The organism is Sinimarinibacterium flocculans (assembly GCF_003201205.1).
Taxonomy (GTDB): domain Bacteria; phylum Pseudomonadota; class Gammaproteobacteria; order Nevskiales; family Nevskiaceae; genus Solimonas; species Solimonas flocculans.
Genome location: NZ_QICN01000010.1, coordinates 40,146 through 63,695 on the forward strand (window position 1 = coordinate 40,146; position 23,550 = coordinate 63,695).

At 69.0% G+C, this 23,550-nt stretch carries 25 protein-coding genes; 11 read left to right on the plus strand and 14 right to left on the minus strand.

The features are described from left to right. Positions 1 to 141: 141 nt before the first annotated feature. Entirely contained in the window at positions 142 to 672 is a 531-nt protein-coding gene (locus C8D93_RS16135) for an RNA polymerase sigma factor (protein WP_110266262.1), read from the plus strand. Continuing rightward, a complete protein-coding gene (locus tag C8D93_RS16140; RefSeq protein ID WP_110266263.1) occupies positions 669 to 1,565 on the plus strand; it encodes an anti-sigma factor family protein in 897 nt (298 codons plus the stop codon). The genes C8D93_RS16135 and C8D93_RS16140 overlap by 4 nt, the downstream gene beginning before the upstream one ends. A 23-nt stretch (positions 1,566 to 1,588) precedes the next feature. Here the strand turns inward: C8D93_RS16140 and C8D93_RS16145 are convergent, their stop codons facing one another. After that, the gene (locus C8D93_RS16145; RefSeq protein WP_110266264.1) at positions 1,589 to 3,031 is read right to left on the minus strand and encodes a Y-family DNA polymerase; all 1,443 of its coding nucleotides are present in this window, start codon (positions 3,029 to 3,031) and stop codon (positions 1,589 to 1,591) included. 7 nt (positions 3,032 to 3,038) lie between these two features. After that, entirely contained in the window at positions 3,039 to 3,749 is a 711-nt protein-coding gene (gene imuA, locus C8D93_RS16150; RefSeq protein ID WP_110266265.1) for a translesion DNA synthesis-associated protein ImuA, read from the minus strand. A gap of 50 nt (positions 3,750 to 3,799) precedes the next feature. Between imuA and C8D93_RS16155 the strand changes: the two genes are divergently transcribed. Continuing rightward, positions 3,800 to 4,090, plus strand: coding sequence for a type II toxin-antitoxin system RelE/ParE family toxin (locus tag C8D93_RS16155; protein ID WP_110266266.1), 291 nt, complete (start codon positions 3,800 to 3,802; stop codon positions 4,088 to 4,090). Continuing rightward, positions 4,091 to 4,384: an addiction module antidote protein gene (locus C8D93_RS16160; protein ID WP_110266267.1), complete on the plus strand. Its 294-nt coding sequence runs from the start codon at positions 4,091 to 4,093 to the stop codon at positions 4,382 to 4,384. A 38-nt stretch (positions 4,385 to 4,422) separates the two neighbouring features. On the opposite strand, the gene lexA is transcribed toward C8D93_RS16160, so the two are convergent. Next, positions 4,423 to 5,097, minus strand: coding sequence for a transcriptional repressor LexA (gene lexA / locus C8D93_RS16165; RefSeq protein ID WP_110266268.1), 675 nt, complete (start codon positions 5,095 to 5,097; stop codon positions 4,423 to 4,425). Positions 5,098 to 5,300: 203 nt separating this feature from the next. On the opposite strand from lexA, the gene C8D93_RS20760 reads away from it, so the two are divergent. Further along, positions 5,301 to 5,789, plus strand: a complete 489-nt coding sequence (locus C8D93_RS20760) for a styrene oxide isomerase (protein ID WP_170124064.1) — start codon at positions 5,301 to 5,303, stop codon at positions 5,787 to 5,789. Then, positions 5,786 to 6,754: an ester cyclase gene (locus tag C8D93_RS16170; RefSeq protein ID WP_170124065.1), complete on the plus strand. Its 969-nt coding sequence runs from the start codon at positions 5,786 to 5,788 to the stop codon at positions 6,752 to 6,754. The genes C8D93_RS20760 and C8D93_RS16170 overlap by 4 nt, the downstream gene beginning before the upstream one ends. Before the next feature lie 4 nt (positions 6,755 to 6,758). Here the strand turns inward: C8D93_RS16170 and C8D93_RS16175 are convergent, their stop codons facing one another. Beyond that, complete coding sequence (locus C8D93_RS16175; RefSeq protein ID WP_110266270.1) at positions 6,759 to 7,685, minus strand: LysR family transcriptional regulator; 927 nt, start codon at positions 7,683 to 7,685, stop codon at positions 6,759 to 6,761. A gap of 96 nt (positions 7,686 to 7,781) precedes the next feature. Here C8D93_RS16175 and metE point away from each other — a divergent pair, with 96 nt between their 5' ends. Further along, entirely contained in the window at positions 7,782 to 10,124 is a 2,343-nt protein-coding gene (metE, locus tag C8D93_RS16180; RefSeq protein ID WP_110266271.1) for a 5-methyltetrahydropteroyltriglutamate--homocysteine S-methyltransferase, read from the plus strand. On the opposite strand, the gene C8D93_RS16185 is transcribed toward metE, so the two are convergent. After that, positions 10,043 to 11,065, minus strand: coding sequence for a DUF72 domain-containing protein (locus C8D93_RS16185; RefSeq protein WP_110266272.1), 1,023 nt, complete (start codon positions 11,063 to 11,065; stop codon positions 10,043 to 10,045). The genes metE and C8D93_RS16185 overlap by 82 nt on opposite strands. Before the next feature lie 98 nt (positions 11,066 to 11,163). Here C8D93_RS16185 and C8D93_RS16190 point away from each other — a divergent pair, with 98 nt between their 5' ends. Then, the gene (locus C8D93_RS16190) at positions 11,164 to 12,225 is read left to right on the plus strand and encodes an NAD(P)-dependent alcohol dehydrogenase (RefSeq protein WP_110266273.1); all 1,062 of its coding nucleotides are present in this window, start codon (positions 11,164 to 11,166) and stop codon (positions 12,223 to 12,225) included. Positions 12,226 to 12,349: 124 nt separating this feature from the next. Then, positions 12,350 to 12,694: a BON domain-containing protein gene (locus tag C8D93_RS16195; protein WP_110266377.1), complete on the plus strand. Its 345-nt coding sequence runs from the start codon at positions 12,350 to 12,352 to the stop codon at positions 12,692 to 12,694. Positions 12,695 to 12,745: 51 nt separating this feature from the next. Here the strand turns inward: C8D93_RS16195 and C8D93_RS16200 are convergent, their stop codons facing one another. The 6 genes from C8D93_RS16200 to C8D93_RS16225 form a co-directional block, all read right to left on the minus strand. Further along, positions 12,746 to 13,621 carry a DMT family transporter gene (locus C8D93_RS16200; protein ID WP_110266274.1) on the minus strand — a complete coding sequence of 292 codons (876 nt, stop codon included), beginning with the start codon at positions 13,619 to 13,621 and terminating at the stop codon, positions 12,746 to 12,748. Positions 13,622 to 13,657: 36 nt separating this feature from the next. Further along, positions 13,658 to 14,437 carry an alpha/beta fold hydrolase gene (locus tag C8D93_RS16205; protein ID WP_110266275.1) on the minus strand — a complete coding sequence of 260 codons (780 nt, stop codon included), beginning with the start codon at positions 14,435 to 14,437 and terminating at the stop codon, positions 13,658 to 13,660. Between the two features lie 9 nt (positions 14,438 to 14,446). Then, positions 14,447 to 15,355, minus strand: coding sequence for an extracellular medium-chain-length polyhydroxyalkanoate depolymerase (locus C8D93_RS16210; RefSeq protein ID WP_110266276.1), 909 nt, complete (start codon positions 15,353 to 15,355; stop codon positions 14,447 to 14,449). Positions 15,356 to 15,371: 16 nt separating this feature from the next. Then, positions 15,372 to 17,015: a long-chain fatty acid--CoA ligase gene (locus tag C8D93_RS16215; RefSeq protein ID WP_110266277.1), complete on the minus strand. Its 1,644-nt coding sequence runs from the start codon at positions 17,013 to 17,015 to the stop codon at positions 15,372 to 15,374. A gap of 10 nt (positions 17,016 to 17,025) precedes the next feature. Beyond that, complete coding sequence (locus tag C8D93_RS16220; protein ID WP_146216638.1) at positions 17,026 to 19,638, minus strand: TonB-dependent receptor; 2,613 nt, start codon at positions 19,636 to 19,638, stop codon at positions 17,026 to 17,028. Positions 19,639 to 19,708: 70 nt separating this feature from the next. Further along, positions 19,709 to 20,353: a TetR/AcrR family transcriptional regulator gene (locus C8D93_RS16225; RefSeq protein WP_110266279.1), complete on the minus strand. Its 645-nt coding sequence runs from the start codon at positions 20,351 to 20,353 to the stop codon at positions 19,709 to 19,711. Between the two features lie 152 nt (positions 20,354 to 20,505). On the opposite strand from C8D93_RS16225, the gene arsC reads away from it, so the two are divergent. Next, positions 20,506 to 20,865 carry an arsenate reductase (glutaredoxin) gene (gene arsC / locus C8D93_RS16230; protein ID WP_110266280.1) on the plus strand — a complete coding sequence of 120 codons (360 nt, stop codon included), beginning with the start codon at positions 20,506 to 20,508 and terminating at the stop codon, positions 20,863 to 20,865. Positions 20,866 to 20,869: 4 nt separating this feature from the next. Then, the gene (locus tag C8D93_RS16235) at positions 20,870 to 21,412 is read left to right on the plus strand and encodes a mechanosensitive ion channel domain-containing protein (RefSeq protein ID WP_110266281.1); all 543 of its coding nucleotides are present in this window, start codon (positions 20,870 to 20,872) and stop codon (positions 21,410 to 21,412) included. Positions 21,413 to 21,416: 4 nt separating this feature from the next. On the opposite strand, the gene C8D93_RS16240 is transcribed toward C8D93_RS16235, so the two are convergent. Genes C8D93_RS16240 through C8D93_RS16250 form a run of 3 tightly spaced genes read right to left on the minus strand, consistent with a single transcriptional unit; the run spans position 21,417 to position 23,537 of the window. Then, complete coding sequence (locus tag C8D93_RS16240; protein ID WP_110266282.1) at positions 21,417 to 21,911, minus strand: DUF2062 domain-containing protein; 495 nt, start codon at positions 21,909 to 21,911, stop codon at positions 21,417 to 21,419. 4 nt (positions 21,912 to 21,915) lie between these two features. Next, positions 21,916 to 22,266, minus strand: coding sequence for a DUF1475 family protein (locus C8D93_RS16245; RefSeq protein WP_110266283.1), 351 nt, complete (start codon positions 22,264 to 22,266; stop codon positions 21,916 to 21,918). Then, positions 22,263 to 23,537, minus strand: a complete 1,275-nt coding sequence (locus C8D93_RS16250; protein ID WP_110266284.1) for a class I SAM-dependent methyltransferase — start codon at positions 23,535 to 23,537, stop codon at positions 22,263 to 22,265. The genes C8D93_RS16245 and C8D93_RS16250 overlap by 4 nt, the downstream gene beginning before the upstream one ends. Between the last annotated feature and the right edge of the window lie 13 nt (positions 23,538 to 23,550).

Consider the following 23,550-nt stretch of genomic DNA (forward strand, 5'->3'; position numbering starts at 1 on the left):
TGTGTTTGCAGCAGGCCCGGGCGGACGGGCCGGGCGGCGCGCTCAGCGCAGTGCAAGCCGTGGCCGGCAAGCCTGTGTGGCCGGCGCACGGCCATGGCAGGCACGACGCGCCACCGGATTTCAGCAAGGAGACGCTGCCGCATGCACAAGCATGACGATTTCGACTGGCTGCTCGAGCAGGAGATTCCGCACCTTCGCCGCTATGCGATGGCCCTTTGCGGTCACGACGCGGAAGCCGACGACCTGGTGCAGGACTGCCTCGAGCGCGCCCTGCGCAAACGCTGCCTGTGGCTGCGCCAGGGGCGCCTGCGCAGCTGGCTGTTCCGCATGCTGTACCGGGTCTACCTGAACCGGCGGCGCGACCAGCGGCACGAGCGCGCGCATCTGTCGCTCGACGGGCTGCCGCTCGAACCCGCGCAGGCGGCGACACAACTCCCGCATGCCGAATGCCTCGACATGCTGCTGGCCTTGCGACACCTGCCGGAGGAGCAGCGCAGCGCAATCCTGCTGATCGCCCTCGAGGATCTGAGTTACGAAGAAGCCGCATGGGTGCTGCGCGTGCCCATCGGAACCCTGCGTTCGCGCATCGCACGCGGACGCGCGGCGCTGCGCAGCCTGTGCGAGCCGTCGGTGCAGGCGACGGCGCCGGTCGTGTTACGGAGAGTCAAATGAACGAGCGCATCGACCCGGGCCGCGCGCCCGGCGAACTGGAACTGATCGCCTTCGCGGAGGGCCGGATCGACGCCGACGCCCTGCGCGGCCGCGAGATCGCGGCGTGGCTGCAGACGCAGCCGCAGGCCCGGCAACGCGTGGACGGGTACGTCCGCCAGGATCGGGCGATCCGCGCGGCGTTCGCGTCGAAGCTGGGCGAGCCGGTTCCCGCGCGTCTGCGGCTGGCGACGATCCGTCGGCGCCGGCATCGCGCGCGCAGACGCTGGACGGGCGCCGTTGCCGCAATGACGGCAGGTGCTGCCGTGCTGGTTCTGGTGATGCGCCCGGAGTCGCCGGCGCGCAGCGACAGTCTCGAGGTCTTCGCACAGACGGTGCTGGAGCAGATCGAAACCGATGCGCCGCCCGCGTGGAACGTCGCTGTCGCGGCGCAGGCATCGCCCGTGTTCATTCCGGGCACGTTCGAACTCGCCGGGGCGCGTCGCATGGAGACGTCCGGCGGTGTCGTGACCGAGCAGCTCTATCGCGATGCGGACGGCCGCAGCCTGCGGCTGTTCATCGGCGAAGAGCCGCCGCTCGCGGCTGCCGCGCCGCGCTGGCGGCAGGTGGGTGGGCAGCAACTCGTGTACTGGGAGAGCGGCGATCGCCATTACGCGCTCTCCGGCGGCATCGACGCAACGGAGTTGCAGCAGCTGGCGGCACGCGCGATGCAGGCGCCCGCCGAACCCCTGCAGCTGGCGAGCGAGGCGGTGCCCGAACCCGCCGTCGCCGAGACGATCGAGTCCGTCACCCTGCCGCCGGAAACCGCGCAACCGGTCGGTGCGACGCCTGCCATGGGCATCGATCCGCTCGGGCAGATCGAAATGCCGCCTGCCGCCGAACAGCAGCCGCTGTAGCGCAACCGGCCGGTCCGCCGGATTCACGACCACCAGCCGTGCAGGTACCAGCGGCCGCTGGCGTGATCGCGGAACACCCAGGCGCGCGCCTGCTGCCAGTCGGCCGTGTGGTAATCGCGTCTCGCGTCGTCGCCGTCCCACCAGCCGCTTTCGATGCGTTCCGGTGCATCGAGCACCTGCGGCGCATGCGGCAATGCAACGGGTTGCGGCAGCAGCAGCAGGGGCCGCACGGGTCTTTCCCCCTCGTCTGTCGCGAGGTGGGGGGCGAGGCTCGGAGTGAGCGGCGCGACGCCCGGCGCCGTCATCGCCGTTGCACGCTCCGGCCGGTGATCCTCGACGACCGCCGGTGTCCACAGCGCCGACTCGCCGAGCCGCGCGAGCAGGCGCTCGACGGTTTCGGTCCATTGCAGTTGCACATCGCTGGCACCGTCGAACAGCGCCATCTGGCCGCTCGCCACGGTGCCCAGGTCCCTGGCCCGCAGACGCAGTGCGCGCACCGGCGCCTGTAGCGGTTCGCGGTTCAGGCGTTCGCGCAGCGCATCGAACAGGCGCGCGCCGTCGCGATGCGTGGACAGGAAACGCAGTCCGAAGCGTGTGCGCCGCCGCCGGGCGTGTTCGCACTCGAGTTCGATGCTGCGCACCCCGGTGTCGCGTGCGCGCAGCCAGGCCTGCAGTTCGAAGCTCATGCGCCGCAGCGGGAACAGCAAGGATTCCAGGCTGTCGGTCTCGCCCGGCAGCTCGAAGCGGCGCTGGAACGATGGCGGCGGCACGATCGCCTGCACCGCATCGGGCACGCGTCCGCGCAGGCGATCGAGCGCGTGCAGGCGCTCGACGCCGAAGCGGCGTGCGAAGCCGGCACGCGGCAGCGCGAACAGATCGCCGAGCCGGCGCAAGCCCATGCCGTAGAGCGCATCGATCTGGGTCTGCGGCCAGGGCAGCAGAGACACCGGCAGACGCGCGAGACGCCGCTCCAGTTCAGCGAGTGTCGTTGCCGGCTCGGCTTGGCCGGCGAGGGCGAGCAGGGCGGCGCCGTCGCGGGTCGGCGCCACGCCGAGCTGCGCCGACTGCTGCAGTTCGGCCAGATCGGCACACACCGCATCGCGCAGGGCATCGAATCCGCCGAACAGCCGCAGGCTGCGGCCGATTTCGACCCAGGCCAGTGCGCGGGGTGCGCGGCCCGGTTCCTGCAGCTCCTCGATGGTCGCGCTCACCGGGCTGCCGTAGCGGTACAGCGCATGCGCGAGTCGCCGCAGTGCGGCGCGTTCGGCCGCCGGCTTTCGTGTGTGCGCCCGCAGCTGCGGCTGGCGCGCCAGGGCATCGCCAAGCGCGATCCCCGGCGCCAGGCCGGCGCCCGGCGTGATCAGCCAGCGTTGTGCGCCGCGGCTGTCGGTGACGGCATCGCAGGGATCGCGGAGACCCCGGGCCTCCGCGGGCAGATGCGGGAAGTGCAGACAGAGCCAGAGCATCGTCGCCTCATGCCGTCGATCGGTCGGCAAGGACCTGCGTACCGGCCTGCCAGCGCGCCAGCGTACGCGCCGGCGATGCCGTAACCCGCGTCGGTGTGCGCAGCGCCGGCACTGTCAGTGCGATGCACTGCGTCGGGCGGGCGCCGCGACACTTGAGCACCTCCACCGTCGGCGTGCCGTCGATGCGCTCGATGCGCAGGCGCAGGGCGGCAACGGACGGTGATGCCGCTGCCGCGAGAGGCCGCATCAGCAAGGCCAGACCGTCACCCTTCTCCGCGGCGAGCTGCAGGCGGCGCATCGCCGTGGTTTCGATGTCGCGGCACCACAGCAGCAAGGCGGCGCTGCCGGCGTGCAGCAACTGCTCGGCGCTCCACAGCGCATCGGCACCGCACGGCGTCTGCACGACCAGCGTGTGAGGCAGCGCCACACCGCCGGCCGCGAGTGCCGGCGCATGCAGCTGGCAGGGCGGCGAAACGAAGGCGACCGGCTGGCCGCCGCGTGTCAGCCGCGCCAGCAGCGGCAGCAACAGCGACAGCTCGCCGACCCCAGGCTGTGCGTACAGCACTTCGCTGAGCGCGCCGCGGGGCCAGCCGCCACCCGGCAGCACGGCATCGAGCGCAGTCCAGCCGGTCGCCTGCGCACGCAGCGGCGCCGCGCCCGATCCGCGCCACAGGCGCGGGTCGGTAAGTGCAGCCTGCAGTGCCGGGCGATGGTTCATGCGGAGCCGAAGGCTTGGATGATTGTAGTCCGCGGGCTACAATCCCAGGCATGTTCACGGTTCTCGAAACCGAGGAATTCAGTGCCTGGCTGGCCGGATTGAAAGACCCGCCGACACGCGCTCGTCTGCTCAAGCGGTTGCGGCGCGCTGCGCTGGGGCATCTGGGCGACGTCAAATCGGTCGGGCAAGGCGTTTTCGAGATGCGCGAGGCTTTCGGTCCCGGCTGGCGCCTCTACTACACCCAACGCGGCAGCGTGCTGCTGGTCATGCTCGGCGGGGGCGACAAATCCACGCAGGCGCGCGATATCCGCCGTGCCATTGCCCTGTCGAAGGAGATTTGAATGCGTAAGGCAACACTCAGGACGCGGGCCTTCGATCCCGCCAACTATCTGGAGAGCGATGCTGACATCGCCGCCTATCTCGATGCCGTGCTGGAAGAAAACGATCCCGCCTTGCTGGCGGCGGCGCTCGGCGACATTGCCCGTGCCAAGGGCATGAGCCAGCTGGCGCGTGACACCGGCCTGTCTCGCGAAAGTCTGTACAAGGGGCTTTCGGGCGAGCGTGTCCCCAGCGCGGAAACGCTGATGAAGGTGATTCGCGGGCTTGGTTTCAAGCTCACGGTCAGCCCTTCCTGATCTGCACCCGACCCTGGCGGCAGACATGACAGCAGTGCTCATGCCGCCGACGACATGTCCGCGTGCAGCGGTGCCGGCGACGGGCCGGCGAAACCGCCGGTGCGCAGCAGGCCGACGGCGCGGCCTTCGATCACCAGGTCCTGCTGGGCGAGGTCGATGCGGATCGGCGCGAAGTCCGGGTTCGCCGGCAGCAGGCGCACGATGTCGCCACGGCGCTCGAAGCGCTTGACGGTGACGTCCTCGCCCATGCGCGCGACGACGATCTCGCCGTTCTGCGCCGTCGGCACGCGTTTCACCGCGAGCAGGTCGCCCGGCAGGATGCCGGCATCGCGCATCGACCAGCCCTGCACGCGCAGCAGGAAATCCGGTTGCGGATGGAATAGCTTGCGATCGATCTTGTACCAGGACTCCACCGATTCCTGCGCCAGGATCGGGTTGCCCGCGGCCACGCGTCCCACCAGCGGCAGGCTGTCGCCGTCGTTGGCGGCGGCGTCCTCGTCGCCGGTCAGGCGGATGCCGCGCGAGGCGCCCGGCAGCAGCTCGATGACGCCCTTGCGCGCCAGCGCGCGCAAATGATCCTCGGCCGCCGTGACGGAGCGAAAGCCGAAAGCCGTGGTGATCTCGGCGCGCGTCGGCGGAATGCCCTGCTTGGCGATGTGCCGGCGGACGAAGTCGAGAATCTGCTGCTGCCGGGGCGTCAGGGTGAAGTCCATGGGGGCATCCAGGGAGACTGTTCGGGCATACAGTCAACCATTGATGGACGACTGTCAATACATGCAGCTGTCCGGCGAATGCCTTCCGGTGCGACTCCTCCCGTCCGCGACCAGCGGGGTGTGGCGCGACAGCCTCCGCCCCTGCATGGTGTCGCCGGCGCCGGATCGACCGTCGCCACAGCCATCCCCTGCGAGGAGACCCCATGACCCCCGAGAGCCTGAGCGCGCCTGAGCGCGCCCGCATTCTGGCGCCGGCCGCCGCGTTGTTCGCGCTGGGCCTGGTGATCGGCCTGATCTTCACCTTCGAGGCGATCGGCCACGTGGCGGTGTGGCCGCTGATTCCGGCGCTCGAGTTCGATATGCCCGGTACCGAGGCCGCATGGCGGCGCACCCATCTGGGCGCGCTGATGAATGCCCTGGCGATGATCGCCTTCGCTGCCGCCGGCAGTGGCATCCGCCTCGGGGCGCGTGCGCGACAGGTCTACATCTGGAGCGTCTGCATCACCGGCTGGGGCAATTCGCTGGGCTTTCTCGTCGGTGCGCTGTTCGGCGTTCGCGGACTGGCCTTCGGCGCGCCGTGGACCAATTCGCTGAACTACCTGCTGTTCCTGATCGCGGCGCTCACGGCCTTCGTCCAGGCCTGGCTGCTGTGGCAGGGCGCGCGTGCCCAGCGGCACGCGACCGCCGCATGAATGCGCTGGCGATCGTCGCAGGCCTGCTTCGCGGCCTGCTGCAGGCGCCACGCCACCTCATGTTCGCGCGGCGCTTTCTCGATCAGTGGAACGCACACGACGTCGAGGCCATCCGTGCGTCGATGGGTGGTGGCACCTATCGCGATCCGCTGACGCTGACACACCTGCGCGACGCGGCGCTGGTGCAGCACGTGCAGGCCCTGTTCACGGCGTTTCCGGATCTGCGACTGAGCCTCACCGGGCCGGTGATGACCGGCCGCGATGCGGTGTCGGCGCGCTATCGCCTCGAGGGGCTGCACACCGGCCCGCTGCCCGGTGGACTGGGCATCGAATCGGTGGCGCCGACCGGGCGGCGCCTGTCGATCAAGGCCACGCTGTTCATCGCCTTCGACGCGGACGGCCGGCCGCAGGTCGAGAACCACTTCGACGTGCCCGAGCTTGCCGAGCAGCTCGGCTTTCTCGCCTTGCTGATGCCGCGCCAGCAGAACGACTACCAGTTCGGCGCCTACTACCGGCTGCATCGCGGCAACCCGAAGCCGCCGGAAGCCATCGGCATCACCTGGCTGCAGGTACGCGGCGGTCAGGCGCCGTTCGATCAGGCCGCACAGGTCACCAATGCCGTGCTCGAAAGCTTCGCCGGCAAGCCGGGCTTCGTCACCGGCATCATCGGTGCGCGCCCGCCGGACGCCGACGGTCATTCCTCCGGGTTCACGCTGTCGGCCTGGGAGAATCTCGAAGCGCTGGAGGCGAACCTGCTGCCCAACGCGGACCACCAGCGCGTCGTGCAGCAGTTCATGAAGGAAGGTCTGGCCTATGCCACGCATTCGCGCGTGTACCAGCTCGTGCGCGCCAAGCCGGTGATGATCGCCTGCGTGGCCTGCGGCAAGAAGAACAACGCACACAAGCCCCAACACGTCTGCTCGGCCTGCGGCACGGCACTGGAGCCGGCGCCGGTGTACTGGTGAGGCGCTAGTTCAGCGCTGCGGTGCCCTGCAGCGATTGCAGGCTGATCTCGCGGATCAGCCGCACGAACTCCTGCAGGTAGGCGGCGGACGCAAGGCTTGGTGAAGTGGCCGCGTGCAGTTCGCACCACAGGCCCTTTCTGCCGATGCCGCGGGCGGCGATGTAACCGCGTTCGAGGTACGGCTGCACGCTCCAGCGTGGCAGTGCGGCGATGCCGCGATTGCTGGCGACGAGCTGCAGGATCGCGACGGTGAGTTCCGACGTGCGCTTGCGCGGCGCGATGCCGGCCGGTTCGAGCACGTGCCTGAATACGTCGAGCATCGCGTCCGGCACCGGGTAGGTGATCAGCACCGGTTCCGCGAAGTCCTTCGCGCGCAGCCATTCGCGCCGGGCCAGCGGATGCTTCGGCGACATCAGCGCCACGCTTTCGTAGCGGAACAGCGGCAGGAAGGTGGCGGCACTGCGCGACGGCGGCCGGTCGTGAACGATGACCAGATCCGCCTCGCCACGGTCGAGCAGGCTCAGCGCGTCGCTCTGGAAACCGGAGACGAGGTCCATCTCCACGTCCGGCCAGCGCTCGCGGAAGGCATCCATCGCCGGCATCAGCCAGTCGAAGCAGGTGTGGCACTCCACGGCTACGCGCAGCTGGCCGACATCGCCCTGGACCAGTTGCGCGACGCGCCGTTCGGCGTCCTCCACCTGCGGCAGCACCGCCTGTGCCAGTTCCATCAACCGCCGGCCGGCGGCAGTGAAGCGCAGCGGCCGTGCATCGCGCTCGACCAGCGGCGTGTCGTACTGCGTCTCCAGCATGCGCAGTTGATGCGACAGCGCCGATTGCGTCAGGTGCAGGCGTTCGGCGGACTTCGACAGGCTGCCGGTGTCGCGCAGCGCGAGCAGGGTGCGCAGGTGGCGCAGTTCGAGCATCGAGGCCATGAGAATGATTCAGTTATTTCGTGAAAATAATGAGATGGACGAATAGTAGTCGCTGACCGATCCTGCCGCCTCCGATTGCTCCATCGAGGCTGCGGCATGACACAGGCACACGTTCTGGGTTTTCCCCGGATCGGCGCGAAGCGCGAACTCAAGACCGCCGTCGAGGCGTACTGGAAAGGCGTACTGGACGAGGCCGGCTTGCGGGCGGCGGGACGCGAACTGCGGTTGCGGCACTGGGCCTTGCAGAAGGGCGCGGGTCTGGACCTGGTCACCGTGGGCGACTTCGCGTTCTACGATCATCTGCACAACGCGACCGCACTGTTCTCGGCGGCGCCGGCGCGTTTCGGTATCGAGCGCATTGATCTTCCGGGCTACTTCGCGATGGCGCGCGGGACGGCGGCACAGCCGGCGCTGGCGATGAAGAAGTGGTTCGACACCAATTACCACTACATCCAACCCGAGCTGTCGGCCGACACGCGCTTCGCCCTCAACCGCGACTGGCTGTTCCCGGAAGTCAGCGAGGCCCTGGCTGCGGGGCACACGGTCAAGGTCGTGCTGCCGGGGCCGCTGACCTGGCTGTGGCTGGCCAGCGGCGAGGCGGGCTTCGACAAGCTGCGCCTGCTGTCGCCGCTGCTCAACGTCTACTACGCCGCCGTCGAAGAGCTCAAGCGCCGCGGCGTGTCCTGGCTGCAGTTCGACGAGCCGGTGCTTGCGCTCGATCTGCCGGCCGAATGGCAGGCGGCGTATCCGGTCGTCTACCGCGAACTCGCGCCGGCAGCGCCGCCGATCCTGCTCGCAACCTACTTCGGCAGCGTGGCCGAACACGCGGACCTGCTGCAGGCGCTGCCGGTTGCCGGACTGCACCTGGATCTGGTGCGCGCGCCCGATCAGCTTGACGTATTCGTCAATAACACATCAGAAGACAAGATTTTATCACTTGGTGTTGTCGACGGGCGCAACCTGTGGCGTACCGACCTGGCGCGGGTGCTCTCGGTCCTGCACCCCGTCAAGGCGCGGCTCGGCACCCGCCTTTGGCTGTCGGCGTCGTGTTCGCTGCTGCATGTGCCCCACGACCTCGCGCAGGAATCCAGACTCGATCCGCGTATCAGGAACTGGATGGCCTTCGCCCACCAGAAGCTCGACGAACTGGCCGTGCTCAGGCGCGCGCTCGACGATGGCGAGGCCGCCGTCTGGCAGGCGCTGCAGGCCAGCGCGCAGGCCATCGAGGACCGCCGACGCGCGCCGAGCACGACGGTGGCGGCGGTGCGCGCCCGCGTCGCTGCGCTGCGCGACGACGACGCCCGGCGCGCTTCCGGCTTTGCGCAGCGCATCGCCGCGCAGCAGGCGGTGCTCGGGCTGCCCTTGTTGCCGACGACGACCATCGGATCGTTCCCGCAGACGGCGGACATCCGCGCCGCGCGCGCCGCATTCAAGGCCGGCCAGCTCGGCGAGACTGACTACGTCGCGGCGATGAAGGCCGAGATCCGGCTCGCCGTCGAGCGGCAGGAGCAGCTCGGGCTCGACGTGCTCGTGCATGGCGAGCCGGAGCGCAACGACATGGTCGAATACTTCGGCGAACAGCTGGACGGCTACGCGTTCACGCAGTCCGGCTGGGTGCAGAGCTACGGCTCGCGCTGCGTGAAGCCGCCGGTGATCTACGGCGACGTGTCGCGGCCGACGCCGATGACGGTCGAGTGGTCGACCTACGCGCAGACGCTGACGGACAAGCCGATGAAGGGCATGCTCAGCGGCCCGCTGACGATGCTGTTCTGGAGCTTCGTGCGCGACGACCTGCCGAAGCAGGACGTGGCCCTGCAACTGGCGCTGGCGCTGCGCGACGAGGTCGTGGACCTGGAGCGGGCCGGCATCGGCGTGATCCAGATCGACGAGCCGGCGATCCGCGAAGGCCTGCCGCTGAAGCGGGCCGACTGGCCGGCGTATCTGGACTGGGCGGTGCGCGCGTTTCGCATCGCCGCCTCGGGTGTGCGCGATGAAACGCAGATCCACACGCACATGTGCTACTCGGAGTTCAACGACATCCTGCCGGCCATCGCCGCACTGGACGCCGACGTGATCACCATCGAGACCTCGCGTTCGCGCATGAAACTGCTTGATGGCTTCGCCGAGTTCCAATACCCGAACGACATCGGTCCCGGCGTCTACGACATCCACTCGCCGCGCGTACCGGCGCAGGCGGAGATGACGGCGCTGCTCGAACGCGCTCTGAAGCTCGTTCCGGCCGAGCGCCTGTGGGTGAATCCGGACTGCGGCCTCAAGACCCGTGGTTGGCCGGAAGTCGAAGCCGCGCTGGCGCGGATGGTCGCGAGTGCACGCGCGCTGCGCGCACGATGGCAGGCTCAGCCGTCGGCGAGCGCCTCTGCGAGCGCGACCGCCGACAGCGGCGCCGAGCCTTCGGCCTTGTTGCCGAGCGTGACGTAGGCCGGGTAGCCGGCGGCGGTCGTGCCCTTGATCACGCGGGCGAGGGTGGTGCGCGTCTGCGGGTCGGGATCGACCAGCGCGTTGAAGTCGCCGTACTTCTGCCGGGCGTCCTCGTAGCCGTAGGCGCCATGCTTGCGGTGCAGGTTCCAGCGGCAGACCAGCGGGCCGGGCCACAGCGCGCGCAGGATCGGCAACTGGTCCTCGATCGGCGGCATCTTCGCGTGCAGGCCCAGGCAGTAGGTGGCGCCGGCATCGCGCAGCGTGGCGACGAAGTCCGGCGTCAGCCACTCGGCGTTGCGCACCTCGACGGCGACCACCGCGTCGGGGGCGGCGGTCTTGAGCGCCGGCAGTGCGCGCAGCATCGCACCGAGACGCGGGATGAAGTTTGGAATCCCGCGCAGCATCGCATCGGGCAGCGGACTGATCTGGAACACCAGTACTCCGAGCTTGTGACGCAAGCCTTCGAGCGCCGGTTCGGCAAACAGCAACTGCGCGCGCTGGGGATCGAGGAAACCCGGATTCGGCTGCAGCCCGCGGCCGGACTCGTCACGCTCCATCGCATCGACCACACGGGCCGGCGCCTTGACGACGAAGCGGAAGTCCTCGGGCACCTGCGCAGCATAGGCCGCGTACTGGTCCACGGTCAGTGGCTGGTAGAACGCGCGGTCCAGGCTCACCGTGCGCAGCAGCGGGTGCTGCGCATAGGCGCGCAGTCCCTGCTTCGACAGCTTCTGCGGCGAGTAGTCCTGCGCCCAGACGCTGCCGATCCAGCCCGGATAACTCCACGACGAGGTGCCGAGCCGCAGCAACGGCGGCAGGCGCTCGCGCAGGCTGCGCAGCGCCGGTGCGGCGCTCGCGGCCTCGACGCCGCGTCCGCGCGTCCTGGGCTTGGGCGGCGGCGCGCCAAGGTTGTCGGTGTCCGGAAACAGCGGGTCCTGCATCGGCGGGGTCGCCTCCCGTGAGAGAACGGCCAGTGTAGCCGTCGACCTCGCGGGGTCTGCGGTACAGTCCTCCCGCCCTTCGCATTCCGGAGCTGTCGATGTCGATCACGCACGCCTACGCTGCCATGTCCGCCACCACGCCGCTCGTGCCGTGGACCCTGCAGCGCCGTGCGCCCGGTGCGCAGGACGTGGACATCGACATCCTCTACTGCGGGGTCTGCCATTCCGACTTGCACGCGGCGCGCAGCGACTGGGGCGGCACCGTGTACCCGATCGTGCCGGGGCACGAGATCGTCGGCCGCGTGACAGCGGTTGGCGCGGGAGTGACGCGATTTTCGCCGGGACAGCTCGTCGGTGTCGGCTGCCTGGTCGACAGTTGCCGGCAGTGCGGGAGCTGCGCGGACGGCCTGGAGCAGTACTGCGAGCGCGGCTCCACCGGCACCTACAACGCGCCGGACAAGCACGGCGGCATCACCTACGGCGGCTATTCCACGCGCATCGTCGTCGACGAGGCCTTCGTCCTGCGCATTCCCGAGACGCTCGACCCGGCAGCCGCCGCGCCGCTGCTGTGCGCCGGCATCACCACCTACTCGCCGCTGCGCCACTGGCAGGTGAAGCCGGGCATGGCCGTCGGCGTCGTCGGCCTGGGCGGGCTCGGCCACATGGCGATCAAGCTGGCCAAGGCGATGGGTGCGCGCGTGGCGCTGTTCACCACCTCGCCGGCGAAGGCGGAGGATGCCCGGCGGCTCGGTGCGGACGAGGTGATCGTCTCCACCGACCGCGCACAGATGAAGGCGCAGTCGCGGCGGCTCGACCTGGTGCTCGATACGATCGCGGCATCGCACGACCTCGACGTCTACCTGCGCACGCTCAAGCGCGACGGCACGCTGGTGCTGATCGGCGTGCCCGACCGGCCGCACGCCGCCCCCAATGTCGCCAACCTCGTGTTCCAGCGGCGCAGCATCGCCGGCTCGCTGATCGGCGGGATCAAAGAGACGCAGGAGATGCTCGACTTCTGCGGCGCGCACGGCATCGTCTCCGACATCGAGGCGATTCCGATGGGTCGGATCAACGACGCCTACGAACGCATGCTGCGCAGCGACGTGCGCTATCGCTTCGTCATCGACATGTCATCGTTGAAGAACGTAAACGCGGGCTGAACGCGACGGGTCCGGGATTCACATCGAATTCAGTCGGCGGGCGCCAGACTGGGTTCGCGACATCCGGAGTGGTCATGAACATCTCATGCCGCTTCGCATTCATCCCAAGCACAAGGAGAGTGACATGAAGACCCGTACCCTGAAGCCTTATCTGATCGCTGCGATGCTCGGTGCGGCCGCGCCGCTGGCCGCCACTGCCGGCGACGGCAAGGACATGGCCGACAAGAGCGCCATGGAGCGCACCGGCGACTACATCTCCGATGCGGCGCTGACGACGAAGATCAACGCCGCCCTGGTGGCCGAGGGCGAACTGAGCGCGCTCGACATCGAGGTCGACAGCAACGAGGGCGTCGTGACGCTCAGCGGCACCGTCGACAGCGAGGCGCAGGTGGATCTCGCCGAGCGGGTCGTCGAGGATCTCGACGGCGTGAAGGGGATCAACAACCGCCTGGAAGCGCGCGACAGCTGATCGGCCCTCACTGCAGTGGACAACGCCGGCCTCATGGCCGGCGTTGTCGTTTCAGCGCCGCTGGCCCAGCCAGACGCCGGCCGCGGCGAGGGCGAAACCGCCGATCTCGCGTCCGCCGAAGCCGGCGCCCAGAACGATCGCCGCCATCAGGGCGGTCGCCGGCGGCACCAGGTAGAACAGGCCGGCGACGCGAGCGGCGGCTCCGCGATGCAGCAGCCACAGGTACAGCAGAAGACCGGCGCAGGAGTTGACCAGAATCACCCAGGCCAGCCCGCCGAATGCCGCCGGGCCGGGCGTGTACTGCAGGCCTTCGAGTGCCGCGGCGAACGGCAGCAGCACGAGGCCGGCGGCGACGAGCTGGACCCACAACGACAGGCGCGGGTCGAGCGCACCGCTGTGACGCTTCTGGTAGAGCGTTCCGCCGGACAGCGACAGCAGCGCCGCGAGCATCGCGGCATAGCCGAGCGCCGAGTCGGGCGCCCGCAGTTGCGGGGCGATGACCAGCAGCACGCCGGCCAGACCCAGCAGCAGACCGGGCACGGTCCAGCGCGTCATCCGTTCGCCGAGCAGCACGGCAGCGCCCAGCGCGGTGACCAGCGGCATCAGTCCGGCGATCAGGCCGGCGGCGGCCGGCGGCACACCGGCGCGCATGCCGGCGTAGGTGAAGCCGAAGAATCCGGCCTGCAGCAGCACGCCCGCGACCGCCGCACGTCGCAGCGCACTGCGGCCTGCCGGCGGTGCCGGACGCCACAGCAGCCAGCCGCCGATGATCAGCGCCGAGAGGGCGAATCGCAGCACCGCGACCGTGAAGGCGCCACCGCCGCCGAGCGCGAACTCCGCGGCGATGTAGCCGCTGCTCCACAGGCCGACGAAGGCCAGCCCGCCCAGCGTGTCCTTGCTTGTTGCGCTGGTGGGTGGGGCGGTCATGGCGACGCATGATAGCCGCGGCGCGCGTCCGATTCGTTATCGGTGCCGTTCGAGAAACGCGGCCAGCGCGCGATTGAAGGCCTCGGGACGCTCCATCGGCAGCGCGTGGCGGGAATCGGGGATCACGACCAGCTCGGCGCCGGGAATCCGCGCCGTGTAGTCCTGCTTGAAGGCGACGGGCGTGTAGTCCTGGTCGGCGGCCAGGATCAGCGTCGGCATGCGGATCTCGCCTAGGCGATCGACGACGCTCCAGCCGATCAGCGCATTGAGCGTGTCGGTGTAGGGCCGCTCGCGGTTGGCGGCGAAGTGCCCGGCGAACGCGGCCGCCTGCGCCGGATCGTCCGGGAACAGCTTGCGGCTGAGGATGCGACCGAAGCGCGGCAGCCCGAGCCACTTCACCAGCTTGCGCCGCTGCCAGATCGCGAACTTCTGCATCGCCGTGCGCAGGATCATTTCCGGCGCGCTGTTGACGACGACGAGGCTGCGCACGCGTTCGGGCGCGTCGAGGGCGAGCTGGAAGGCGATGCCGCCGCCCAGAGACACGCCGACGACGTGCGCCGGACCGCAGCCGAGATGATCGAGCAGGCGCGTGATGTCGCGCGCGAAGCCGGCGATGGAGTACGGCCCGGCCGGGTCGCCGGAGCGGCCGTGGCCGCGCAGATCGACGGCGATCACGAAGTGGTCCTTCGCGAACGCCGCCATCTGCGGTGCCCAGTCCCGCGCACTCGAACCGAGGCCGTGGATGAACAGCAGCGGCGTGCCGCTGCCGGCGGTCTCGTAGTAGAGGTCGAAGTCGTCGAGGCGCAGCGTGGGCATGGTGTCTTCTCAGGGGTGCAGGTCGAACCAGGCCTTGATGCCGGACGGTCCGATCGTGTCGGCGGTGAACTCGTGGCCGCCCGGGTGCTCGATCTTCTGCGTGGTGAAGCCGCCGCTGGCGAGCTTGTTGTAGTAGGCCAGCATCGTCGTCAGCGGCACCAGCGGATCGTTCTGGCCGTGCCAGAACTTGGTCGGCGGATGGTTGGCCGGCAGCGTCGGGATCGACGGACAGGAGTACGAGCAGGTCGCATAGCTCGCGGCGACGATGCCGAGCGCACGCCAGGTGTTCGCGTTGCCGCTGCCGCTGTTGTACGTGACCGCCATGCGGCTGCTGTTGAAGCCGCCGCTGGACGCGCCATAGGCGTAGCGCCGGTTCATGTTGTACTGAGAGGCCGCGCCGTAGCTGCCGCTCTTGATCTCGCCGAAGAAGTCCGGGAAGAACTGCGCGTCGCAGCTCGCGCTGTACGGATGCACGACATTGGTGTGCCAGGCCTGCACCCAGCCGCCGGACGCCGGCGGGTCGGCGACGAACACTGCGTACTTCTTGCCGGTGAGATACGGATCGTCGAGCAGTTCGTGGATGATCTGCGGCTCGTAACCCATGCCGAAGGCCTCGTCTTGGTCGCGGTCGAAGGCATGGTCGAAGTCCGTCGGCTGCGTGCCGGCATAGTAGAACGCGACCGGCCAGCCGCCCGGCGGCGGCGTGCCCTCCGGCACCTGCCAGCGCACGGCGCGCGGCACGTAGGCCCAGCCGCACCAGTAGTAGTTGTAACGGTGCTGATGGCTGCAGCTCCAGTTGTCGTCGGCATCGGCGCTGCAGCGCGCCGCCTCGGCGCGTCCGCTCCAGCCCGTCGAGATGCTGCACGCCGCGAGCAGCATCAGTGCGGCCAGGCCGCGTGTCCCCGTTCTCCTCGTCATCGCCGTCTCCTGCGGGTCAGTCGGTAGTGGTCGAAGGCGCCGCCCCGTGACCCTCGGGTGCGCGCCACTGCGCGAACATCTCGCGCAACCTGAGCTTCTGGAACTTGCCGGTGGAGGTGCGCGGAATCTGCTCGATGAACTCGTAGCCGTCCGGCAGCCACCAGTCCGCGACCTTGCCCTTGAGATGGCCGCGCAACTGCTCGGCCGTGACCTGTGCACCCGGCCGTGTCACGACCACGGCGAGCGGCCGTTCCATCCACTTGTCGTGATGCACGGCGATGACCGCGGCCTCGGCGACCGCCGGATGCGCCATCAGCTCGTTCTCCAGGTCCACCGAGCTGATCCATTCGCCGCCGGACTTGATCAGGTCCTTGGCGCGGTCGGTGATCGTGATGTAGCCCTCGGGCGTGACCGCGGCGACGTCGCCGGTGCGGAACCAGCCGTCGTCGCTGAAGCGGTCGGCCGCGTCCGGGCGCTCGTGGTAGCTCGCCGTGACCCAGGGGCCGCGCACCTCGATCTCGCCGACGCTGTCGCCGTCCCAGGGCGCGATACCGTCCTCGTTGACCAGACGCAGATCGACCAGCGGCAGCGGAATGCCGGCCTTGGCGCCGTAGCGCAGGCGTTCGGCCGGCGGTCGTGCGTCGAGTTCCGGGCGCAGGCGGTTGAAGCTCGCGAGCGGCGAGGTCTCGGTCAGCCCCCAGGCCGGATGCAGCTGGATGCCGTGGTCGGCCAGTCCCCGGATCAGCGCCGGCGGCGGCGCCGAACCGCCGACCATCAGGCGCAGTCCGTCGGCGAGCGGCCAGCGGCCCGGATGATCGCGCAGCAGTTGCAGCACGCCCATCCAGATCGTCGGCACGCCGCCGGCGAGCGTCGTGCCGGTCTCCGACATCAGTTCGAGCAGGCTTTGCGCGTCGAGATGCGGGCCGGGGAATACCTGCACGCAGCCGACCATCGTCGCCACGTAGGGCAGGCCCCAGGCGTTGGCGTGGAACATCGGCACGACCGGCAGCAGCACGTCGCGCATCGACAGGCCCATCGCATCCGGCAGCGCCTCGGCCAGGGCATGCAGCACGTTGGAGCGGTGCGAGTAGACCACGCCCTTGGGCCGCCCGGTCGTGCCCGAGGTGTAGCACATGCCGGCCGCCGCGTTCTCGTCGAGCGCGGGGTACGCGAAGTCGCCGTCGTGTGCGCCGATGAAGGCGTCGTAGTCTTCGTGGTTGTGATCGATGCCGCCGTCGAAGCGCACGACGATCACGCGCTCGAAGTGCACCTGGTCGCGGAACTTCGCGTACAGCGGCAGCAGGCAGTCGTCGACGATGAGGAAACGGTCGCCGGCATGTTGCGCGATGTAGGCGATGTCCTCGGCGTGCAGGCGCAGGTTGAGCGTGTGCAGCACGCCGCCGGCGATGGGCACGCCGAAGTAGCTCTCCAGGTGCGTCGCGTGGTTCCACATCAGCGTCGCGACGCGATCGCCGGGCTTCAGGCCCGCGGCGGTCAGCGCCTGCGCGAGCTGGCGCGCGCGCCGGTAGAGATCACCGTAGGTCGTGCGCAGCAGCGAGCGATCCGGCCGCCGCGAGACGATCTGCACGTCGTGGAAGATGCGTGCGCGCTCGAGGATGCGGTCGAGCGTCAGCGGCGTGGTCATCATCGTCGAGCGCATGCGGGTGTCCTCAGAACTCGTAGCGCAGCTGCGCGTAGAACTGCCGCGGCGCTTCCTGGATGTTCACGAACAGTCCGGGTACGACGTCGCCCTGGCGGATCGAGGTGCGCGCGTCGCCCAGGTTTTCGCCGAAGACGCGAAACGACCAGCCCTGCATCGGATTGGAGATGCCGATGTTGGCGCGATAGCGGAAGAAGCCTTCCTGGGTCTTGCGCGGATCGAGGTCGATGTCGAGGTACTGCAGCGACTGGTACTCGGCGCCGCCGCCGAAGCCCCAGCGCAGGCCGCCGTCGCCGATCGGGAAGCTGAGGTTGGCGAACAGCGTGTAGCTCTGGCGCGGTGCGAACGCGAAGCCCTTGCCGGTGGCGTCGCAGCGCTGGTCATCGTCGCCGTCGGTGTTGTCCTGGTCCGCCGGACAGTCGTTGGTCTTGAAGTCGAGATACTCGGTGTCGTTGAACGCGGCGGTGCCGATCAGCGTCAGCCACTCGGTCACCAGCCAGGTGAAGTCGGCCTCGACGCCCTGCGAGCGCGCCTTCGCCGCGTTCTCGACCTTGGTCACGCCCAGGCCGACGGTGAGCGCGTCGGGGATGCGCGTCAGCACCTGGAAGTCGTCGATGTCGAGGCGGTACAGCGAAACGTTGAGCTTGGCGCGGCCATCGAGCAGCGAGCCCTTGAAGTCGAAGCCCCACTCGGTGGCGACCTCCGGCTGGAACACCAGCTCGTCGTCGCGATCGCGGAAGGCGAAGGCGTTGAAGCCGCCACCCTTGTACGCGCGCGCCCAGTGCAGGAACAGGCTCACGTCGTCGGTCGGCTGCCAGTTCAGCGACAGCTTGGGCTGCAGCTGTTCCTCGGACTGCGAGCGCTCGGCGCTGAACTGCGAGATGCCGGCGAGCGGCAGCAGCACGCTCGGGCCCGGCGAGGTGTAGACGGAGTTCCAGCGTGCGGACTTGTCCTCGACGCTGTAGCGCAGGCCGAGCTGGGCAGTCCAGCGCGGCGCAAAAGACCACTCGAACTGGCCGAACAGGGCGCTGGCGTCGGCCTGCTGCTCGAAGCCCTGCTTGACCTCCTCGTAGAGGTTGTCGCCCCCCGGCGGGCTGGCCGGGATCGCGGCGAACAGCAATGCGAACACCTGCGGCGGCAAGGCGGCGAGCAGTGTTTCGGCGGGCGCGTCCTGGGTGCCGGCGAGCGTCAGTTCGAGAAACGGCAGCGTGCCGATGCGGAACTCGAAGCCGCCGCCCTGGATTTCGCGATGCTGGTGGTAGAGGCCGACGAGCAGGTTGCTCGATCCGAGGTCCGCTCCGAACAGCACCGGCAGGCCGAACAGGCCGTCGAACTCGGGCGATTCGGCGCGCAGCTCGAAGCTCGTCGTCGGCGAGCGGTCGCGATCCTCGCCGTAGATCGCCGGTGCCGGTGAGAAGTCGGTATCGACCTGCAGCTCGTTCTTGAGCACGGAGTGACCGGCGAGCGCGACGAGATTCCAGTCGCCGAGGCCGGTCCCGAACTCGGCGTTGATCGTGTCGATCTGCGCAATCCGGCCGTCGGGCTGGTCGATCGAGGCGGTGTAGTTGTTGCGCTCGAAGTCGGCGTTCGGGTCGTAGCGGCGCAGCACGGCCTGGATGCGTTCGCTGGCGTTGTACATCTCCGCACCGGCGCCCCCGGATTCGAGCTCGACGGTCTCGACGCTCAACCGCAGCGTCGCGCCGAGCAGGTCGATGAAGTCGAGCTTGGCGCGGACGCCGCGCCGCCCTTGCGAGCGCAGCTCCGACGGCAGGCCGGGGACCAGCGGCGCGGTGGTGTTGCGGATGAAGCCGTCGCGTTCGTCGTAGAGGCCGGCGATGCGGAAGTTCAGTACGTCGGTGATCAGCGGTCCGCCCACGGCCGCCTCAATGCGCAGGCGGTCCAGTTCGCCGCGCTGCACGTCGGCGTAGCCGGTGAAGTCGTCGGTCGGGTTCTGCGTGACCACGTGGATCAGGCCCGCGGTCGTGTTCTTGCCGAAGGTCGTGCCCTGCGGGCCGCGCAGGGCTTCGATGCGCTGCACGTCGAACAGGGCGGCATTGAAGTACTCGACGCGGGTGTACGGAATGCCATCGAGCGCGATGCCGGCCGGCGGCTCGAAGGCCTTATTGTTGTTGTTGAAGCTGAAGCCGCGCACGCGCGGCGAGGCGAAGAAGCCGGCTTCCTCGACCTTGACGTTGGGCACGAACAGCATCGCCTCGCGCACGTCGGTGATGCCCCAGCTGGCGATGAACTTGTGGTCGACGACCGACAGCGAGATCGGCACGTCCTCGACGAACTGCGCCTTCTTCTGCGCGGTGACGACGATCTCCTCGAGGCGCGGGCCGCTCGGCGCCGGCCGCGGCGTGGGTGTCGGCTCGGCCGGCGGCTCCAGCGGAATGGTCGCCAGGGGCGCGGCATCGGCGGATGGAAGCGTTTCCGGTGCGGGCGCCGGCTCGGGCGTCGGTGCTGGCTGCGCCGGTTCATCGGCCGGCGCGGCCAGCAGGAAGTCCAGCGCGTCCTCGTTCGCCGGTGCGGCGGCGTGCGCCAGCGCCAGCGCGGCCGCCATCAGGCCCGCGGTGTGCCGGCGCCGCCGGCTGCGTCGTGTCCCGCCTCTCCCCCGCGCCATCGCGGTCTCCTCTCGCTGGTCTTGCGCGGGTGCCGTTCTGGCGCGGCACCGTCCTGCGCCGGAAATCGACTTACTGCGGTTTCGCGCCGACGATGCGCCAGGCGAACTCGACATAGGCATCGGCGACCGCATCGGCGCTCATGCCGAGGTCAGGCGTGTACCAGTTGGCCACGCGCAGGCCCATCGAACCGATCGCCGCGACGGCCAGCCACGGCTGCGCCACCGAAAACTCGCCGAGGCGCACTCCGCGCTCGACGATCTCCAGCAGCAGTTGCTCGCTCTCCCGCCGCAGTTGCAGTGCCGGGGCCGCCAGCTCCGCCGGCAGGGCGTGCAGCTCGGCGTTGGCGACGACGGCGAGCATCGGGTAGTCCGCGTGCATCGATACATGTGCTCGCACCATCGCCGCCAGCTGCAGCCGCGGCGCCGGCTGCACCTCGAGCAGCGCTTCGCGGAAGCGTTGCTGATGGACCTCGTGGCCGATGCGGACCAGCTCGGCGAGCACGTGCGCCTTCGACGGGAAGTGCGCGTACAGCGTCGCCGGCTGCACCTCGGCCACCGTTGCGATGTCGCGCACCGAGGTGCCGCCGTAGCCGCGTTCCGCGAACAGCCGCAGCGCGGCATCGAGCACCACGGCGTAGGCGCCGCGGCGGGCCGGCAGTTCAGGCAGGCGTGGCTTCTCGGCGGCAACGCGGCGGTGCGGACTGGCTTTGCTCATCGTTTAACGAACGAACGTTTCAAGCTAATGATATTTGTAGATCAATATACTCTTCAATGTCAACGAACGATCGTTTCAAATAATACGAACCCCATGGCTCATGGCCGGGCCTTCTCTATACTCGCCGCCCACCCGCCGACGAGACCGGACCGATGCGCGACGGCATCCTCCACAACCCGCGCTGTTCGAAGAGCCGCGAGACCCTCAACCTGCTGCGGGATCGCGGTGTCGACCTGCCGGTGATCGAATACCTGCAGACGCCGCCGACGAAGGCCGAGCTGGCCGAGATCTGCCGGCTGCTGGGCGTGAAGCCGCTGCAGCTCGTGCGCACCAAGGAAGCGCTGTTCGCCGAACTGGGCCTGGGCAAGGACAACGGCTACAGCGACGCGCAGTGGCTGGCGGTGCTCGCCGAGCACCCGAAGCTGCTGGAGCGGCCGATCGTGATCCACAAGGGCCGGGCGGCGATCGGACGACCGCCCGAGCAGGTGCTGGCGCTGTTCGACGGACGGTGACGCGATGAAGGATCTTCTGCCGGTCTGGGCGCACGGCTGGCTGAACGTGATCGTGCCGGCGGTGCAGGTCGTGCTGGTGCTGGCGGTGGCGGTGCTGCTGCGCGTGCTCGTGCATCGCGTCATCCGCCGCACCTGCGAACGCTACCGGCTGCCGACCGAGATGGCCGTGGGCATGCGCCGCGGTTCGGGCTTCCTGATCTACGGCGCCGCGCTGCTGCTGTGCCTGGAGCGCATCGGCGTGTCCGGCATGGTGTTGTGGACGGCGTTCACCGGCTTCGCCACGGTCGGCGCGGTGGCCTTCTTCGCGGCGTGGAGCGTGCTGTCCAACATCTTCTGCATGCTGCTGATCGCCACCACGCGTCCGTTCCGACTGCACGACCAGATCGAGGTGCTCGAAAGCGGCGACAAGCCGGGCCTCAAGGGTCGCGTGCTCGACATCAACCTGATCTACACGACGCTGGAGGAGTCGGGCGAGAACGGCGCCGGCACGCTGCTGCAGATTCCCAACAGCCTGTTCTTCCAGCGCATCACGCGTCGCTGGCAGTAGCGGTCTACCGCGTGCGACGCCCCAGGGCGCGCAGCAGCGGGCAGCTTCCGTAGTAGAGCCCGGCGAGCAGCAGCGGCGCGACCAGCGCCCAGACGACGATGCCGTAGACGCCGACCATGCCGTAGTCGACGAGGAACTGCGTCGGCGAGGACTGGAAGCGCTGCATCAGCTCGGTGACCGAGAAGATCGGCACGTGCGGCTGGCCGAACAGGGTTTCGCCGGCACGGTAGAACGGCAGCAGCAGCGCGATCTGCACCGGGTACATGAAGTAGTTCACGATCTGGATCACCGGCTGGTTGAGCTTCAGCCAGATGCCGATGGCGGCGCACAGGATCGTCGTCGAACCGAGAATCGGGAAGATGCCGAGCACGGCGCCGAGCGCGAGCGTCAGCGCGATCTTCTCCGGCGTGATGCCCTGCTTGAGCTGCGCGACGATGGGCGCGACGACGCGGCGCTGCCAGAAGCCGCCGAACTGCGCTTTCTCGGTTGCGGTGCTCAAGGCCTCAGGCCCGCCGCAGCAGCAGGTCTTCGACGGTCGCGCCCCTGGGCAGCCGGGCGATGCGGATCAGCATGTAGGCACCCATCGCGATGTTGCCGAGGCCGAGCACGAGCACCAGCCACAGCAGCCGCATCGACCAGCGCGTCTCCTTGTACGCGATCCACAGCCAGAACCAGATGAAGCCGAAATAGGCGTCGAACAGCGTCGCGACCAGCCACGGCGTGTACCCGGCCGAGGGATTCGCGATCAGGTCCTGGATGGCGGGGACGATGCTGACGTGGCCGGTGGCCCAGGTCGAGACACCGATCAGGCCGGCGATGGCGATGACGGCGAAGACACCCGCGATTCGGATCATGCCGGTTTCCTCAAGGTGATCTGCATCAGATCGATGCTGCCGGTGCGAAAGCCGCACTCGCAGTAGCTCAGGTAGTAGCGCCACATGCGCAGGAAGCGCTCGTCGAACTGCTGCACGATCCGCTCGCGCGCGGCAAGCACATTGCGATGCCAGTGGGCGAGCGTGTCGGCGTAGTCCCGGGCGTAGAACTTCGCGTCTTCGGCGACGAGCCCGGCTTTCGCGGCGAGTGCCTGGAACAGCTCGGGCGGACACAGCATGCCGCCGGGGAAGATGTACTTCTGGATGAAGTCGCGCTTGCGGCGGTAGTCGTCGAAGATCTTCGGGCTGATGGTGATGCCCTGGATCGCCGCGTATCCGCCGGGCTTGAGCGCCTTCTCGATCGTCGAGAAGTAGCCGGGCCAGTAGGCCTCGCCGACGGCTTCGTACATCTCGATCGACACCACGCGGTCGTAGGTCTCGGCGACGTCGCGATAGTCGCGCAGCTCGAATCGCACGCGGTCGGCGAGGCCGGCGGCATCGGCGCGGCGCTGGGCTTCGGCAAGCTGCTCTCTGGACAGCGTGATGCTGGTGACGCGGCAGCCGTGATGCTTCGCCGCATGGATCGCGAAGCCGCCCCAGCCGGAGCCGATCTCCAGCAGATGGTGCTCGGGACGCAGGTCCAGGCGTTCGGCCATCAGCCGGAACTTGTTGAGCTGCGCGTCCATCAGCGTTTCGTTGGGTCTGATGAACATGCCCGCTGAGTACGCCATCGTGTCGTCGAGCCACATCCTGTAGAACTCGTTGCCGAGGTCGTAGTGGTGCTCGATGTTCTCGCGCGCGCCGGACTTGGTGTTGGCGCGCAGCTTGTGGCGCAGCCAGCCGTAGAAGCGGCCGAAGATGTTCTTCTCGTACGGGCCCTTGTAGTAGGGCTCGTTGAGATACATCACCGCGAGCAGCGGCGACAGGTCGGGAGAATCCCAGAGACCGTCGAGATAGGCCTCGCCGAAGCCGACTTCGCCGCCGCGCAGCACGTGACCGATCATTGCGCCGGAGCGGATGTGCAGCACGCCGTGCGGGCCGGGCTCGGTGCCGCGGAAGCTGCGCAGTTCGCCGTTGGGCAGCGTCACGTCCAGCGTGCCGACGCGCAGGCCGCGCAGCATGTACATCATCAGGCGCAGGCCCCATGACAGGCGGCCATCGCCGGCGAGCGATGCCGGCAGGTCGGGCGAGAAGCCGTCGCGCCGCAGGATGCGGTTCAGGTCGGCACCGTGTTCGAGGTCGCGATCGTCCATGCGTCTCCCTGCA

What these genes read in the sequence shown, in the direction of transcription:
- C8D93_RS20760 (WP_170124064.1), top strand. Translation starts at nt 5,301, where the DNA reads ATGACCCCCGAGAGCCTGAGCGCGCCTGAGCGCGCCCGCATTCTGGCG.
- C8D93_RS16175 (WP_110266270.1), bottom strand. Translation starts at nt 7,685, where the DNA reads ATGGCCTCGATGCTCGAACTGCGCCACCTGCGCACCCTGCTCGCGCTG.
- C8D93_RS16200 (WP_110266274.1), bottom strand. Translation starts at nt 13,621, where the DNA reads ATGACCGCCCCACCCACCAGCGCAACAAGCAAGGACACGCTGGGCGGG.
- C8D93_RS16235 (WP_110266281.1), top strand. Translation starts at nt 20,870, where the DNA reads ATGAAGGATCTTCTGCCGGTCTGGGCGCACGGCTGGCTGAACGTGATC.
- C8D93_RS16145 (WP_110266264.1), bottom strand. Translation starts at nt 3,031, where the DNA reads ATGCTCTGGCTCTGTCTGCACTTCCCGCATCTGCCCGCGGAGGCCCGG.
- C8D93_RS16160 (WP_110266267.1), top strand. Translation starts at nt 4,091, where the DNA reads ATGCGTAAGGCAACACTCAGGACGCGGGCCTTCGATCCCGCCAACTAT.
- C8D93_RS16190 (WP_110266273.1), top strand. Translation starts at nt 11,164, where the DNA reads ATGTCGATCACGCACGCCTACGCTGCCATGTCCGCCACCACGCCGCTC.
- C8D93_RS16220 (WP_146216638.1), bottom strand. Translation starts at nt 19,638, where the DNA reads ATGGCGCGGGGGAGAGGCGGGACACGACGCAGCCGGCGGCGCCGGCAC.
- metE (WP_110266271.1), top strand. Translation starts at nt 7,782, where the DNA reads ATGACACAGGCACACGTTCTGGGTTTTCCCCGGATCGGCGCGAAGCGC.
- arsC (WP_110266280.1), top strand. Translation starts at nt 20,506, where the DNA reads ATGCGCGACGGCATCCTCCACAACCCGCGCTGTTCGAAGAGCCGCGAG.
- C8D93_RS16245 (WP_110266283.1), bottom strand. Translation starts at nt 22,266, where the DNA reads ATGATCCGAATCGCGGGTGTCTTCGCCGTCATCGCCATCGCCGGCCTG.
- imuA (WP_110266265.1), bottom strand. Translation starts at nt 3,749, where the DNA reads ATGAACCATCGCCCGGCACTGCAGGCTGCACTTACCGACCCGCGCCTG.
- C8D93_RS16185 (WP_110266272.1), bottom strand. Translation starts at nt 11,065, where the DNA reads ATGCAGGACCCGCTGTTTCCGGACACCGACAACCTTGGCGCGCCGCCG.
- lexA (WP_110266268.1), bottom strand. Translation starts at nt 5,097, where the DNA reads ATGGACTTCACCCTGACGCCCCGGCAGCAGCAGATTCTCGACTTCGTC.
- C8D93_RS16170 (WP_170124065.1), top strand. Translation starts at nt 5,786, where the DNA reads ATGAATGCGCTGGCGATCGTCGCAGGCCTGCTTCGCGGCCTGCTGCAG.
- C8D93_RS16195 (WP_110266377.1), top strand. Translation starts at nt 12,350, where the DNA reads ATGAAGACCCGTACCCTGAAGCCTTATCTGATCGCTGCGATGCTCGGT.
- C8D93_RS16210 (WP_110266276.1), bottom strand. Translation starts at nt 15,355, where the DNA reads ATGACGAGGAGAACGGGGACACGCGGCCTGGCCGCACTGATGCTGCTC.
- C8D93_RS16135 (WP_110266262.1), top strand. Translation starts at nt 142, where the DNA reads ATGCACAAGCATGACGATTTCGACTGGCTGCTCGAGCAGGAGATTCCG.
- C8D93_RS16205 (WP_110266275.1), bottom strand. Translation starts at nt 14,437, where the DNA reads ATGCCCACGCTGCGCCTCGACGACTTCGACCTCTACTACGAGACCGCC.
- C8D93_RS16225 (WP_110266279.1), bottom strand. Translation starts at nt 20,353, where the DNA reads ATGAGCAAAGCCAGTCCGCACCGCCGCGTTGCCGCCGAGAAGCCACGC.
- C8D93_RS16140 (WP_110266263.1), top strand. Translation starts at nt 669, where the DNA reads ATGAACGAGCGCATCGACCCGGGCCGCGCGCCCGGCGAACTGGAACTG.
- C8D93_RS16215 (WP_110266277.1), bottom strand. Translation starts at nt 17,015, where the DNA reads ATGCGCTCGACGATGATGACCACGCCGCTGACGCTCGACCGCATCCTC.
- C8D93_RS16155 (WP_110266266.1), top strand. Translation starts at nt 3,800, where the DNA reads ATGTTCACGGTTCTCGAAACCGAGGAATTCAGTGCCTGGCTGGCCGGA.
- C8D93_RS16250 (WP_110266284.1), bottom strand. Translation starts at nt 23,537, where the DNA reads ATGGACGATCGCGACCTCGAACACGGTGCCGACCTGAACCGCATCCTG.